At 68.2% G+C, this 14895-nt stretch carries 11 protein-coding genes; 7 read left to right on the forward strand and 4 right to left on the reverse strand.

Annotated features, from left to right (window positions below; all coding sequences use genetic code 11):
- From AC5JDC_RS20565 to AC5JDC_RS20595, 7 genes are all read left to right on the forward strand, one after another.
- Entirely contained in the window at positions 1–1095 is a 1095-nt protein-coding gene (locus AC5JDC_RS20565; RefSeq protein WP_495844137.1) for an ABC transporter ATP-binding protein, read from the forward strand.
- Entirely contained in the window at positions 1092–2744 is a 1653-nt protein-coding gene (locus AC5JDC_RS20570) for a GMC family oxidoreductase (protein ID WP_495844139.1), read from the forward strand. The genes AC5JDC_RS20565 and AC5JDC_RS20570 overlap by 4 nt, the downstream gene beginning before the upstream one ends.
- 11 nt (positions 2745–2755) lie before the next feature.
- Positions 2756–3283 (forward strand): 2,4'-dihydroxyacetophenone dioxygenase family protein, encoded by a 528-nt coding sequence (locus AC5JDC_RS20575; protein WP_495844141.1) that lies wholly within the window; start codon positions 2756–2758, stop codon positions 3281–3283.
- Complete coding sequence (locus tag AC5JDC_RS20580) at positions 3261–4040, forward strand: SDR family NAD(P)-dependent oxidoreductase (protein WP_495844143.1); 780 nt, start codon at positions 3261–3263, stop codon at positions 4038–4040. Before AC5JDC_RS20575 ends, AC5JDC_RS20580 begins: the two co-directional genes overlap by 23 nt.
- Positions 4041–4047: 7 nt before the next feature.
- Positions 4048–5040 carry a zinc-binding dehydrogenase gene (locus tag AC5JDC_RS20585; protein ID WP_495844145.1) on the forward strand — a complete coding sequence of 331 codons (993 nt, stop codon included), beginning with the start codon at positions 4048–4050 and terminating at the stop codon, positions 5038–5040.
- Between the two features lie 27 nt (positions 5041–5067).
- Positions 5068–6501, forward strand: coding sequence for an aldehyde dehydrogenase (aldA, locus tag AC5JDC_RS20590; protein ID WP_495844147.1), 1434 nt, complete (start codon positions 5068–5070; stop codon positions 6499–6501).
- A gap of 170 nt (positions 6502–6671) precedes the next feature.
- Positions 6672–7622, forward strand: coding sequence for a sugar-binding transcriptional regulator (locus AC5JDC_RS20595; RefSeq protein ID WP_495844149.1), 951 nt, complete (start codon positions 6672–6674; stop codon positions 7620–7622).
- Here AC5JDC_RS20595 and xylB read toward each other — a convergent pair.
- The 4 genes from xylB to tkt all read right to left on the reverse strand — a co-directional run bounded on the left by xylB (position 7613) and on the right by tkt (position 14615).
- Entirely contained in the window at positions 7613–9082 is a 1470-nt protein-coding gene (gene xylB, locus AC5JDC_RS20600; RefSeq protein ID WP_495844151.1) for a xylulokinase, read from the reverse strand. The two genes, AC5JDC_RS20595 and xylB, sit on opposite strands and share 10 nt — an antisense overlap.
- Positions 9083–9217: 135 nt before the next feature.
- Positions 9218–11620, reverse strand: coding sequence for an aldehyde dehydrogenase family protein (locus AC5JDC_RS20605; RefSeq protein WP_495844153.1), 2403 nt, complete (start codon positions 11618–11620; stop codon positions 9218–9220).
- Positions 11621–11631: 11 nt separating this feature from the next.
- Entirely contained in the window at positions 11632–12603 is a 972-nt protein-coding gene (gene deoC, locus AC5JDC_RS20610) for a deoxyribose-phosphate aldolase (protein WP_495844155.1), read from the reverse strand.
- A gap of 2 nt (positions 12604–12605) precedes the next feature.
- A complete protein-coding gene (gene tkt / locus AC5JDC_RS20615) occupies positions 12606–14615 on the reverse strand; it encodes a transketolase (RefSeq protein WP_495844157.1) in 2010 nt (669 codons plus the stop codon).
- Positions 14616–14895: the final 280 nt, after the last annotated feature.

Consider the following 14895-nt stretch of genomic DNA (forward strand, 5'->3'; position numbering starts at 1 on the left):
ATGGCTTCGATCCGGGCCGAAAACCTCGTCAAGCGCTACGGTGCGGTGAAAGCCGTCCACGGCATCGACTTCGAGATCGCCGACGGCGAGTTCGTCGCCATCCTCGGGCCGTCGGGCTGCGGCAAATCCTCGACCATGCGCATGATCGCCGGCCTGGAGCCGATCAGCGAGGGCGCCATCTATTTCGACGGCAAGAGGATCAACGATGTGCGCGCCCGCGACCGCAACGTGGCGATGTCGTTCGAATCCTACGCGCTCTATCCGACCATCTCGATCTACGAGAACATCGCCTTCCCGCTGCGCGCCGCCGGTATGGAAGGCGCCGAGATCGACCGGCGGGTGCGCGACATCGCCGGGAAGATGGAGTTGACGGCGCTGCTTGCGCAGAAGCCGCAAGGCCTGTCGTCGGGCCAGGCGCAGCGCGTCGGCCTCGCCCGCGCGCTGGTGCGGAAGCCGGCTGTGTTTCTGCTCGACGAGCCGATCTCGCACCTCGACACGCGCCAGCGCTACCGCATGCGCCGCTTCATCAAGAGCCTGCATCAGGAATTCAACTATACGATGATCTACGTCACCCACGACCAGGAGGAGGCGCTGGCGCTGGCCGACCGGGTGATGGTGATGAGCGACGGCGAGATCCAGCAGATGGCGACACCGGACGAGGTCTATGCCAGGCCGCGCAATGCCTTCGTCGCCGGCTTCGTCGGCGAGCCGCCTATCAATTTTGTCGACTGCCATGTCGAGAACGGCACCGGCGGCTGGACCGTCAGCTTCGAGGGACAGCGCCTCGCCCTGCCGGAACGGCTTTCCAAAGCGGCCGAGCGCATCGGCGGCGAAGGCCTGGCGGCGATCCGGCCGCATTTCCTGTCGCTCGGCGACACCAGCCCGCTGACGCTGCAGGGCAAGGTGTTCGTGACCGAAGAATTGCAGGACCAGAATCTGATCTTCGTCGATGTCGGCGGCACGCGCTTCACGCTGGTCGCACATCCCACGGTCACGCCGAGGCGCGGCGAGACGGTGACGGTCTCCATCGACCCCGAGCACCTGCTGCTCTTTCCGCGCAGCGAGGCGCGGAAGTTCGAGGACCTCGCCGCATGAGTCGCGACTACATCATCGTCGGTGGCGGCACGGCGGGATGTATCGTCGCCGGCAAGCTCGCCGGCGAGCATGGCGCGCGTGTGCTGGTGATCGAGGCGGGCCCGAGCGACAAAAACCCGCTGATCCGCATGCCGGCCGGCTTCGTCAAGCTGCTCGGCGTCGAGAAATACATGTGGTTCTACAAGTCGGTGCCGCAGCAGCGGCTCGGCGGGCGCACGCCGATCGTGCCGCAGGGCCGCGTGCTCGGCGGCGGCTCGTCGGTGAACGCCATGGTTTATATGCGCGGCCAGCCGGCTGACTACGAGGGCTGGGCCGAGACGACCGGCGACGACCAGTGGAGCTACGAGGCGCTTCTGCCCTATTTCACCGGCATGGAGGACAATGACCGCCTCAACGACCGTTTCCACGGCGTCGGCGGCCCGTGGAAGGTCTCGGACCTCAGGCACATCTCCGAACTGTCGCGCGCCTTCGTGCTGGCGGCGCAGGCGGCAGGCCTGCCGCACAATGGCGACTTCAACGGCGTCACCCAGCGCGGCGTCGGCGCCTATCAGGTCAACGTTCGCGGCGGAAAACGCTGCTCGGCGGTCGACGCCTTCCTGCGGCCGGCGATGCAGACCGGCCGCGTCGAAGTGAAGACCGATTGCCTGGTGCATTCGGTGATCGTCGAGAACGGCCGTGCCACCGGCGTGCGCTACGTCGACAACGGCGCGCTCCGCGAGGCCCGCTGCGGCGCGGAAGTCATCCTGGCGGCCGGCGCCATCGCCACTCCGAAAGTGCTGATGCTGTCCGGCATCGGGCCAGCCGATCATCTGGCGGAGCATGGCATCCGCACCCTGGTCGACCTGCCCGGCGTCGGCGCCAATTTCCAGGACCACACCGAGACGCCGGTGGTGGCGCTGTGCAACGGCCCCTACGGCTATTTCGGCCATGACCGCGGATGGAAGCAGATTCGCAACGGTCTCGAATACCTGCTGAACGGCACCGGGCCGGTAACCTCCAACGGCGTCGAGGCCGGCGCCTTCTTCGACCCGGACGACCTTTCCGGCGCGCCCAAAATCCAGCAGTTCTGCGTGCCCAGCGTCTACCTGGACAAGGACCACACCGACCAGAAGGCGAGTTTTGGCATCACGCTGAACTCCTGCGTGGCGCGGCCGCGCTCGCGCGGCTCGATCCGGCTGGCGTCGGCCGATCCCGGCGAGCAGCCGCTGATCGATCCCAACTATTTCGCCGATCCGGAGGACCTGCGGCTGTCGATCGGCGGCGTGCGCCGCGCCCGCGAGATTCTCGCTCAGGAGCCGCTGCGCTCGATGATCGCGGGCGAAGTGTTTCCGGGCCCGGACAAGGTCAGCGATGAAGACCTCGCGGCCCATGCCAAGCGCTTCGTGAAAACCGTCTACCATCCCGTCGGCACCTGCCGCATGGGCCGCGAGGACGATGCGAACGCCGTTGTCACCACCGACCTGAAAGTCCGTGGCGTTGAAAGACTGCGCGTCGCCGATGCCTCGGTGATGCCGTCAATCGTCAGCGGCAATACCAACGCCGCCGTGCTGGTGATTGCCGACAAGGCGGTTGAGTTCGTCACCGGTCGCGCCCGGCGGCCAGCTGCCGCTCCGGGCAAGGCGGCGCAGCCGTTCTTGCAGTCAGCCTAGGAGCCACATCCATGCCTCCGATGAAGATCGATCCCAATCCGCGCATGCCCTACCAGCATCCGATGCCGAAGGAGACGCTACCGGACATCGTCATCCCGGACGCCATCCCCACCGACGAGCGCGTCTGGGTGCCGCAGGGCGAGAACGTCTGGTTCCGCCCGCTCTGCCTCAATCGCTCGCAAGGCTACTGGATGAACCTGCTCAAGGTCCGCAAGTCGGGCGTGCTCAGCCGCCACCGCCACCCGCAGGCCGTGCACGGCTTCGTGCTCAAGGGCCGCTGGCACTATCTCGAGCACGACTGGGTGGCGGAGGAAGGCGGCTATGTGTTCGAGCCGCCGGGCGAGACGCACACGCTGGTCGTCCCCGACGACGTCGAGGAGATGATCACCTACTTCCAGGTCAACGGCATCATGTACTACGTCGACGCCTATGGCGAACCGCTCGGCTTCGAGGACGTGTTCACCAAGATCGACATGTGCCGGGACCACTACAGCAAAATTGGATTGGGCGCGGACTATGTCGACCAGTTCATCCGCTGACATTTTCCGCAGCGCCGCCGACTATCTGAGGCCGGGGCTGTTCGACGGCCGGCAGGTGCTGGTGACCGGCGGTACGTCGGGCATCGGCGCGGCGATCGCCGAGGCCTTTCTTGCGCTCGGCGCCGAGGTGCTGGCGACCGGCGTCACCGACGGCGAGATCGAATCGGCGAAGAAGGTGCCCGGCCTGACTCGGGCGCGGTTCGCAAAACTCGACGTGCGCGACGGCAAGGCCGTCGTCGACCTCGTCGCATCCCTGCCGCGGCTCGACCATGTCGTCAACTGCGCCGGCGTGATCCGCCGCGGCGAAGAGCTGGAACCTGACGTCTTCGCCGATGTCGTCGACATCAACCTCAACGGCTCCATGCGCATCTGCGCGGCAGCAAGGCCCCGGCTGGCGGAGAGCGGAGGCACCATCGTCAACACCGCCTCGATGCTCTCCTTCTTCGGCGGCGGGCTGGTTCCCGGCTATTCGGCCTCCAAGGGCGGCATCGCGCAGCTCACGAAATCGCTCGCCATTGCCTATGCCGGGGACGGCATCCGGGTGAATGCCATCGCGCCGGGCTGGATCGCCACGCCGCTGACCCGGGCGCTCAGGGAAGACCCCGTCCGCGACGCTCAGATCACTGGCCGGACGGCGATGAAGCGCTGGGGCGAGCCGTCCGAACTCGCCGGCGGGACACTCTTCCTGTCGTCGCCGCTCGCCAGCTTCGTCACCGGCGCCGTGCTCGTCATCGACGGCGGCTATCTGATCACGTGAGGACGTCATGAAAGCAATCGTCGTTCCCGAGGCCGGCGGCGGACTGGAATCCGTCAAGCTTGCCGACATACCCGTCCCCTCGCCCGGCCCGGGCGAACTCCGGCTGCGCGTCGAGGCGGCGTCGATCAATCCGGTCGACTGGAAGGTCGCCGTCGACAACAAGCCGGAATGGACATTTCCGCATGTGCTCGGGCTGGATGCCGCCGGCGTGGTCGACGCGGTCGGGCCCGGTGTCGATGGCTGGAGCGTCGGCGACCGCGCCGTGCTGCACCACAATCTGTGGAGGCCCGGCGTCTTCGCCGAGTTCTGCATCGCACCGGTGCATGTGACCAGCCGCCTGCCCGAAAACGTCTCCTTCACCGACGCAGCGGCGATCCCCTGCGCCGGCTACACCGCCTACCAGGCGCTATTCCGCAAGGCGCGGCTGGAGGCCGGCCAGACCATCCTCGTCCAGGGCGCCAATGGCGGCGTAGGCGGTTTTGCCGTCCAGCTCGCCCGACAGGCCGGCGCCAAGGTTATCGCGCTCGCCAAGCCGGAACACCACGCGACCGTGCGCGAGCTCGGCGCCGACATCGTCTTCGACTACCGCGACGCCGATCTTCTGTCCAAGGTACGCGCCGAGACCGAAGGCGGCTACGGCGTCGACGTGGTGCTGGAGGTTGCCAATCCCGGCGATGCACGGAAGTCGCTCGCCTTCATCCACTACAACGGCCATCTCGTCTCGATCGACCCGCTGCCGGTGATGACCGACGTCCCGTCCTACACCTACGCCGCCTCCGTGCATGAGGTGGCGTTCGGCGGTGCTTATTTCGCCGGCCACCTGCCGACGCAGCGCGACTTCAAGGTCATCGGCGACGACCTGATGGCGCGGCTCGCCGCCGGAAAGCTCGACCCGATGGTGGAGGAGGTGATCGGCCTCGCCGACATTCCCGACGCGCTGTGGCGGCTGCGCCGCCGCCAAGTGACCGGCAAGATCGTGGCCCGCATCGGCGCCGCCTGACCGAGATCCCGAAAGAGGAGGACGAACATGGCCACCTTCCAGCATTTCATCGACGGACGCTTCGTCGACGACAGAAACGAGCGCATCGAGGTGTTCAACCCTGCGACCGGCGAGCGCATCGCCGAGGTGCCGGAGGCGTCGAACGCCACCGTGGACGAGGCGATCGCCGCCGCGCGCAAGGCGCAGCCGGCCTGGGCGGCCCTGCCGGCGATCGAGCGGGCAGGCTACGTCAAGGCGATCGCCGAAAAGATCCGCGCCAACGTCGATACGCTCGCCGAGACCATCTCGCGCGAGCAGGGCAAGATCCTCGATCTCGCTCGCGGCGAGGTGCTCGGCATGGCCGGGCTCATGGACTACATGGCCGAGTGGGCGCGCCGCATCGAGGGCGAGATCATCGCCAGCGATCGCAAGGGCGAGAGCATCTTCCTGCATCGCGTACCGATCGGCGTGGTCGCCGGCATCCTGCCGTGGAACTTTCCGTTCTACCTGATCGGCAGAAAGCTGGCTCCGGCGCTGGTCGCAGGCAACACCATCGTCATCAAGCCGAGCGAGGAGACCCCGCTCAACGCCTTCATCTTCGCCGAGCTCGCCAGTCGGGCCGGCCTGCCGGCCGGCGTGTTCAACCTCGTCAGCGGCCGCGGCCGCACCACCGGCGCCACACTCAGCGGCCAACCCGGCATCGACCTGGTCTCCTTCACCGGCTCGGTGCCGACCGGCACGGCGATCATGCAGGCGGCGGCGAAGAACCTCACCCGCGTCAATCTCGAACTCGGCGGCAAGGCGCCTGCGATCGTGCTCGCCGACGCCGACCTCGACCTCGCGGTCAGGGCGATCACCCAGTCGCGCATCAACAACACCGGCCAGGTCTGCAACTGCGCCGAGCGCATCTTCGTCGAGCGGCAGGTGGCGGATGCCTTCACCGAAAAGTTCGTCGCCTCGATGGGCAAGGTCCGCTACGGCGATCCCCTTGCCGAGAGCGGCCTCGACATGGGACCGCTGGTCAACGCCACGCAGCTCGACAAGGTCGCCGGCATGGTCGAGCGCGCCAAGAGCGACGGGGCCAAGGTGGCATTGGGGGGCAAGGTCGCCGAGCGCAACCGCGGCCATCACTACGAGCCGACGGTGCTGACCGACTGCCGCCCCGACATGGAGATCATGCGCAAGGAGATTTTCGGGCCCGTCGCGCCGATCGCGGTGGTCGACAGCGCCGAGGAGGCGGTGCACCACGCCAACGACACAGAGTACGGCCTCACCTCCTCGCTATACACGCGCGACCTCGGCAAGGCGATGCGGGTGACGCGCGCCCTGCAGTTCGGCGAGACCTACGTCAACCGCGAGAACGGCGAGGCCTATCAGGGCTTTCACGCCGGCCGCAAGAAGTCCGGCATCGGCGGCGCCGACGGCAAGCACGGCTTCTACGAATACATGGAGACGCAGACCGTCTATATCGAGCACGGATGATCTCTGCCCATGCCGGCGCCGGCGGTTCCGCCGGCGCCGGCATGGACCATTAAGGAACAAAGTTCCTTAACCCGGCTTAACGAAATTCATTGCTTGTCATGGCGCGCCGATGTCTATTCGCGGCGGGCGCTCGTAACCGTGCCGCCCCTGTTGAAGCCATCGGGGGATCCATGTCGAGACCCAAGCCGCACGAGCAGGCACTGATCAGCGTGGCGCAGATGCGCTACGAGAACGGCATGGCGCAGAACGAGATCGCGCGCAGCCTCGGCATGTCCGAAGCGACGGTCAGCCGCTATCTCAAGCTCGCCATGGAGCTCGGCATCGTCGAGATCCGCGTCGCCACCCGCGCCTTCCGCAACAAGGAGCTGGAGGCGCGGCTGATGCAGCGCTTCGGCCTCGCCACGGCGATCGTCGTCGATCGGCGCCCCAACGACGGCGCCATCGTGCAACTGCTCGGCAATGCCGTCTTCCGCGGCATCGAGGATCTGGTGATCAACGACACGGTCATCGGCGTTTCGAATGGCGAGACGGTAGCCGGCGTCGCCGCGGCCGGCCGGCTCATCCGCGCCGAAAACCTGTCGGTGGTGACGCTGATCGGCGGCATCGGCCGGGCCGAGGAGGCGAGCCAGACCGGCGAGGTCTGCCGCACGCTGGCGCGACGCATCGGCGCGCGGGCCTGGGTGTTGCCGGTGCCGGCGGTGGTCGATACCGCCGAGGCGGCCGAGGCGCTGCGCTCCACCTCCGGCGTACGCGACGTGTTCGAGCTGATCGACCGCCTGTCGATCGCCGTCGTCGGCATCGGCGCCATGATGCCCGGCACGTCCACCTTCCGGCACGGTCTGTTCACCGACGAGCGGCTGCAGCAGATGATCGCCGGCGGCGCCGTCGGCTCGATCTGCGGCCGCTTCTACAACGCCGACGGTCAGGTGCTGCATTCGGACGTAGAGGCGCGCACGCTTTCGCTGTCGCTCGACGCGCTCTCCAACGTCGCCTTCCGCATCGCCGTGGCGCTCGGCACCGAAAAGGTGCCGGCGATCCGCGCCGCCATGCGCGGCAGGATCGTCAACGCGCTCGGCACCGACGCGGAGACGGCGTCTGCCTTGTGCGGCGGTCAGGACTGACGCGAAAACTCCGGCGCAAGCGCCCGATAGAGCGAGCGAAACGCCTCGAGCCGGCCTTGATAGGCATCGGCCAGCGCCGCCTCGGGCTTTACGATGCGCTCGATCGGCGGCACCACGGCAACGGATGATGCGTCCTCGCCGCTGACGGACAGCCGCGCCAGGCGTGCGGCGCCATAGGCCGGGCCGCGGTCGGAGGCCTCGTATTTCACCAGCTCGACGCCGGTGGCCGACGCGATCAGCTTCGCCCAGAAGGTGGAGCGTGCCCCTCCTCCGATCAATCCAGCGGTTTCAACGGTGGAGCCGGCGCCGCGCAACACATCGAGCGCATCGGCCAGGCTGAAGGCGACCGCCTCCAGCATTGCCTGCACGATGTCGGTCGGTCGCGTCGTTGCGTCCAGTCCGATGATCGCACCGCGCAGGTCGGGCCGGTTGTGCGGCGTGCGCTCGCCCGACAGGTAGGGCAGCGCCAGCAGCGGCGACGGGCCGGTAAATGTCTTCTCCGTCTCTTCCAGCAACCCGCCGATGTCCGCCCCACCGGTCCATTGCGCCGCGGCGGCGAGCACGCTGGCGCCGTTGAGCAGCGCCGCCATGCGGAACCAGGTGGCCGGCAGGGCGTGGCAGAAGGCGTGGACCGCCCGCTCCGGGTCGGGCTGGTGCGCCGAAGCGACGGTGAAAAACTGCGCCGAGGTGCCGAGCGAGATGAAGGCATCGCCCGGCCGGATCGCGCCGATGCTGAGGCCGCCGGCCGCCACGTCGCCGGCACCCGCTGCGATCACCACGTCGTCGCGCATGCCCCAGCGGCGGGCGAGCCCGGAGCGCAGCCGGCCGGCCGGTGCCGGCGATTCGAGAATCGGCGGCAGCCAGGCCGGATCGACGCCGCACAGCGCCCCCGCCTCGTGGTCCCAGCGCCGCGCCTGCTGATCGAGCAGCCAGGTGCCGGCGGCGTCCGAGACGTCGGTAACGAAGTCGCCCGACAGATGCAGGCGGACGAAATCCTTGGGCAGCAGCAGCCGGCGGGTCTTCGCCAGCACCTGCGGCTCGTGGCGGGCGAGCCAGACGATCTTCGGCGCGGTGAAGCCGGCCATTGCGGCGACGCCGAGCCGGCGGTTGAGAGCGGCCGAATGAGCGGCGAGCTCGGCCGCCTCAGCCGCCGCGCGGCCGTCGTTCCACAGGATCGCCGGACGCAGCGGCCGGTCACCCGCGTCGAGCAGCAGCGCTCCATGCATCTGGCCGGACAGGCCGATGGCGCGCGTCGCCGCAACGGCGGCCGGATGCTCGGCGCGCAGGCGGTAGAGCGCGCGCTCCACCGCGGCGATCCAGGAATCCGGATCGTCCTCCGACCAGGACGGCTTTGGCCGAGCCGGCGCCAGCGCTTCCTCGGCCGAGCCTGTGATCGTCTGCGCGTCGTCGACCAGCACGACCTTGACGGCGGAGGTTCCGAGATCGATCCCGAGATACATCGGCTCACCGGTAGAAAATGTCGTCGACAACGTCGACGTGCTTCAAGTGTCCCGTCAGGTGCTTATCAGAAAATCCTGTTTTAGCGACCGGATTCCTTGTCGGGCGAACGAGACTTCAACCGGTTTTCCAGCCACTCAGTCCCCGTAGGGAATCCAGATGTTCTTGACCTGTGTCGCGCGGCGCAGGAACGCCCTGCCGAAACCCTGGCTGCCGTCGCGCCAGTCGATGGCAGTCTGGTCGACCGCCCAGGTCGCCTTGAGATTGCCGCTCGAGCCCTTCTCCACGAGTGCGGCGCCCTCCGGCGTGCCGACATACCAGAGCGCCGCCACCTCGTCGTGCTCGGCCAGCGTCTTCGCCAGCAGATCGCGCTCGCCGGTGACGATGTTGACCACGCCGCCCGGCACGTCGCTGGTGTCGAGCACCTGGTAGAGGTCGGTGGCGACCAGCGGATGGATTTGCGAGGGACCGACTATGCAGCGGTTGCCCATGGCGATCGCCGGCGCCACCAGCGACACGAAGCCGAGCAGCGGCGCCTCGTCCGGGCACAAAATGCCGATCGTGCCCCACGGCTCGTTCATGGCGAGCGTGACGTGGCGGGCGCGGGTGGAGTGCACCTGGCCGTCATATTTGTCGGCCTGCGCGGCGTAATAGGTGAGGCGCTGGATCGAGAGCCGCACCTCCTCGGCCGCGGCTTCCGCGCCCACGCCGGTCAGGCTGTCGATGCGGGCTGAAAACTCGGCGCTGCGCGCCTCCAGGTTCTCGGCGAGATAGAACAGCACCTGCGCGCGGTTGTGGCCGGAATTGCCGCCCCATCCCGTCGCCTTGTTCGCGGCCTCGACGGCGTTGCGGATGTCCTTGCGGTTGCCGAGCCCGGCCTGCGAGACCAGCCGCCCGTCGGCGGTGCGCACCGCGTAGCTGTAGCCGGAATCCGGCCGCGCCTGCTTGCCACCGATATAGAGCTTTGCAGTGCGATCGAGCCGCACGACATCGTTCTCCGCCACCTGGCCGGCAGCCGGCGCTGCGGAGAAGTCCGGCTGGACGGTCGGAGTGACCTTGCGAGTGCGTTTGGCCGGCGTGGCGACGAGATACTCGTAAAGCCCCTCGCGCCCGCCCTCGCGGCCGAAACCGCTCTCGCGATAGCCGCCGAAGCCGGCTGCGGCGTCGAACAGATTGGTGGAGTTCACCCACACCACGCCGCATTTCAGCTTCGCGGCCGCGTCGAGCGCCACGTTGATGTTCTCCGACCAGGCCGAGGCGGCGAGCCCGTATCGCGAATTGTTGGCGAGCATCACCGCCTCTTCCGGCGTGCGGAAGGTCATGGAGACCAGCACCGGCCCGAAAATCTCCTCCTGGGCGAGCCGCGAGGCCGGCGCCAGCGCCGTGAAGATGGTCGGCGGGAAGAAGAAGCCTTGCCCCGGCAGCGGCGCCGACGCCTGCCAGCATTCGCTGCCCTCGCGCCGGCCTTCCTCGACCAGCGCGCGGATGCGCTCCAGCTGCACCTCGGCGACGATGGCACCGATGTCGGTCGATTTGTCGAGCGGGTCGCCGACCCGCAGTTTTTCGGCACGCGCCTTGAGTTTCGCGAGGAAGCGGGCGGCAATCCCTTCCTGGACGATCAGCCGCGAGCCGGCGCAGCACACCTGCCCCTGGTTGAACCAGATGGCATCGACGATGCCCTCCACCGCGCTGTCGAGGTCGGCGTCGTCGAAGACGATGAAGGGCGACTTGCCGCCGAGCTCCAGCGACAGCTTCTTGCCGGTGCCGGCGGTCGCCTCGCGGATGATGCGGCCGACCTCGGTCGAGCCGGTGAAGGCGATTTTGTCGACGCCGCGATGACCGGCGATTGCGGCGCCGGTCTCGCCGGCGCCGGTGACGATGTTGACGACGCCGGCGGGCAGGCCCGCCTCCCGGCAGATTTCCGCGAAGGCGAGCGCCGTCAGCGGCGTGAACTCGGCCGGCTTCAGCACCACGGTATTGCCGGCGGCGAGCGCCGGCGCCACCTTCCAGGCCAGCATCAGCAGCGGGAAGTTCCACGGGATGATCTGGCCGCAGACGCCGACGGGAGCCATGCCGGGAAACTCGGTCTCGATCAGTTCCGCCCAGCCGGCATGGTGGTAGAAATGGCGGACGACCAGCGGCACGTCGATGTCGCGGCTCTCGCGGATCGGCTTGCCGTTGTCCATGGTCTCCAGCACGGAGAAGAAGCGCTCGCGCTTCTGGATCAGCCTGGCGATGGCGTAGAGGTGGCGGGCGCGCACATGGCCCGGCAGGCCCGACCAGCCCGGAAGCGCCTTGCGCGCCGCGGCGACCGCCGCATCGACATCGGCCGTCGAGCCTTCGGCGCAGGCCGCGAGCACGGCGCCGGTCGCCGGGTTCAGCACCTCGAAGCTGGCGCCGGCGGCCGGCGCGGTGAAGGCGCCGCCGATGAAATGGCCGAAGCCGCCGGCATGCGCGGCGAGCCACGCCTTGACCTCGGTGTTCTGTTCGGGCGCGACGCCGTAGTCCATGGTCTCAAGGATCTCGCTGACGGAGGGCATGGCCGGTCTCCTCACGCCACGGCGTGGCGCATCGCCGCCGAATAGCGGCCAGTGACGAAATGCTCGATCTGACGCTCTATGTCGCCGAGCAGCGAGCTGGCGCCGAAGCGGAACAGGTCCGGCTTCAGCCAGGCATTGCCCAGCTCCTCCTTCATCAGCGTCATCCAGGTGAGCGCATCCTTGGCGCCGGAGATGCCGCCGGCCGGCTTGAAGCCGACCCTGACGCCGGTCTCCTCCTCATAGGCGCGGATGGCGCGGGTCATCACCAGACCGACCGGCAGCACGGCGTTGACGCCTTCCTTGCCGGTCGAGGTTTTGATGAAGTCGGCGCCGGCCATCATGCAGACCATGGAGGCGCGCGCCACGTTGCGCAGCGTCTTCAGGTCGCCGGTCGCCAGGATTGTCTTGAGATGCGCCGGGCCGCAGGCCTCGCGCATCTGCCGCACCTCGTCGTAAAGCCCCAGCCAGTCCTGGTCGAACACCAGCGCCCGGTTGATGACGATGTCGATCTCGCCGGCGCCCTCCGCGACGCAGTAGCGGATTTCTTCCAGCCGCAGCTTCAGCGGCATCAGCCCGGCGGGAAAGCCGGTCGCCACCGAGGCCACCGGAATACCCGAACCGTCCAGCGCCTTCACCGCCGTCGACACCATGGTCGGGTAGACGCAGACCGCACCCGTCGTCACCGGTCCGGAAAGCCCAAGGGCCTCGACCAGGTCCTGCCGCAGCGCGTTGCGCGCCTTGGCGCAGAGGCGGCGCACCCGTTCCGGCGTATCGTCGCCCGACAGCGTGGTCAGGTCGATCAGACCGATGGCGCGCACCAGCCACGCCGCCTGCCATTCCTTCTTGACGCTGCGGCGCGGCGCCAACGTGGCGGCACGGCGCTCGATGGCGCTCAGATTGGCGCGCTGGTCCTCGACGAGGTCGAGGCGCAGCGGCATGCCTTCGTTCCTCGCCTGGGCAGACGCGAGATTGGCCGTGTCCATGATCACACCGCCTTCTTGAGCTTGGTGCTGGTGAGACGGAGGATCTGTTCGGAAATCGCCGAGGGCGTCAAGCCGAAATGCCCATAGACGACCGCGCCCGGCGCCGAGAAGCCAAAGGTAGAAATGCCGAAGATGTGATCCGAGCGCCCGGTGTAGCGTTCCCAGCCGAACGGCGACGCCGCCTCGATGGCGAAGCGCGGGGCATCCCCCAGCACGGCGGCCTGGTAGGCGCTGTCCTGGCGGGCGAAGACCTCCCAGCAGGGCATCGACACCACCGCCGCCTCGAGGCCGTGCTTGGCCAGCAGCTCGCGCGTCTCCAGCGCCAGGCTGACCTCCGAGCCGGAGGCGAGCAGCGTGAGGTCGCGCTCGGCGCCGCCGGCGAGCAGATAGGCGCCGCGCCGCGCCGGCATGCCTTCGGCCAAGGAGAGTCTGACCTGCGGCACCTTCTGGCGGGCCACCACCATGACGCTCGGGCACTGGCCGGCGACGGCGTCGTACCAGCATTCCAGCGCCTCGACGCTGTCCGCCGGCCGGTAGACCTTCAATCCGGGAATGGCGCGCAGCGACGCCAGATGCTCGATCGGCTGATGGGTCGGGCCGTCCTCGCCCACTCCGATCGAATCGTGGCTCATCAGGAAGATGGTGCGGATGCCCATCAGCGCCGCCAGCCGGATCGCCGGGCGGGCATAGTCGCTGAAGGTGAGATAGGTACCGGCGTAGGGCACGAAGCCGCCATGCAGGGCGATGCCGTTCAGCGCCGCCGCCATGCCGTGCTCGCGCACGCCGAAGCTGATATGCCGGCCGGCGAGGTCGCCCGGCGTCAGCGGCGGCATGCCGTCCGGCCGCGACAGCACGCTGGAGGTGAGGTCGGCGGAGCCGCCGACGAGTTCCGGCATGACGGAAGCGAGCACGCCGGTGGCAAGCTGGCTGCCCTGGCGCACCGGCACGGCGGCCGGCTTCGCCACCTGCGCGGCGATCGCCGCCTGCACGGCCGGCTCCGCCGCGGCATCCAGCCTGCCCTCGATCCGCCGCGAGAAGGCGGCGCGGCGCGCCGGCTCCGTCGCTTCGAGCCGTCGCTGCCATGCGGCGCGCTCGACCCCGCCGCGCCGCCCGGCTGCCTTCCAGGCGACCGCGATGGCCTCGGGAATCTCGAACGGCGAATGGTGCCAGTTCAGCGCCTTGCGCATCGCCTCGACCTCGCCGGCGCCGAGTGGCGAGCCGTGCGCGGCGGAAAGCCCCTGCTTGGTCGGCGCGCCGAAACCGATCCTGGTGCGCGCCGCGATCAGCGTCGGCCTGTCCGACGCCCTGGCATAGGTGAACGCGCGGTCGATGGCCTCGGCATCGTGACCGTCGACGCCGATCGTCGCCCAGCCCGACGCCTCGAAACGTTTGCGCTGGTCGTCGGACGTGCTGACCGAGGTCGGCCCGTCGATCGTCGTGCTGTTGTCGTCGAAAACCAGCGTCAGTTTCGACAGGCCGAGATGACCGGCGAGCGAGATCGCCTCCTGGCTGACGCCCTCCATCAGGCAGCCGTCGCCGCAGAACACCCAGGTGCGGTGGTCGACGAGGTCCGCGCAAAACTCCGCCGCCAGCATGCGCTCGGCCAGCGCCATGCCGACCGCGGTCGCCACGCCCTGCCCCAGCGGCCCGGTGGTCGTCTCGATCCCGGCAAAATGGCCGTATTCGGGATGGCCGGCGGCGAGCGCGCCAGCCTTGCGGAAATTGCGCAGCTCCTCCAGCGGCACGTCGGCATAGCCGGTGAGATGCAGCAGCCCGTAGAGCAGCATCGAACCATGGCCGTTCGACAGCACGAAGCGGTCGCGGTCCGGCCATTTCGGCTCTGACGCGTCGAATTTGAGGTGCCGGGTGAACAGCACCGTCGCCAGATCGGCCATGCCGAGCGGCATGCCGGGATGGCCGGTGCCGGCCCGCTCGACCGCGTCGGCGGCCAGGAAGCGCAGTGCCGTCGCCAGCGGTGCGATTTCGTTCAGAGGAATATGCGTGTCGCTCACTCTATGCGCTCCTGCTCCGACCATTCCGTCGATAGAGCAATGGCACCTTTGTAGCAATTCCTTGCTAAAAAGAAATTTCTTTCTCATTCATTTCGTGGAATACCGGAGGCCCGCCTCCCAAGCCATCAGTCGTCACCACTGGCAGACTTGGCCGACCGCGAGCGTGCAGCTTCCGCCGCGGATACGGTCGCAATTCCCGACCCCATTTCGAACAATTTCAGGAACAATTTTCTAAAGACTACCTACAAACTGCAGGTCCGTCTCTCTGCCAAGCGCGCGA

This window comes from Kumtagia sp., assembly GCF_059502445.1.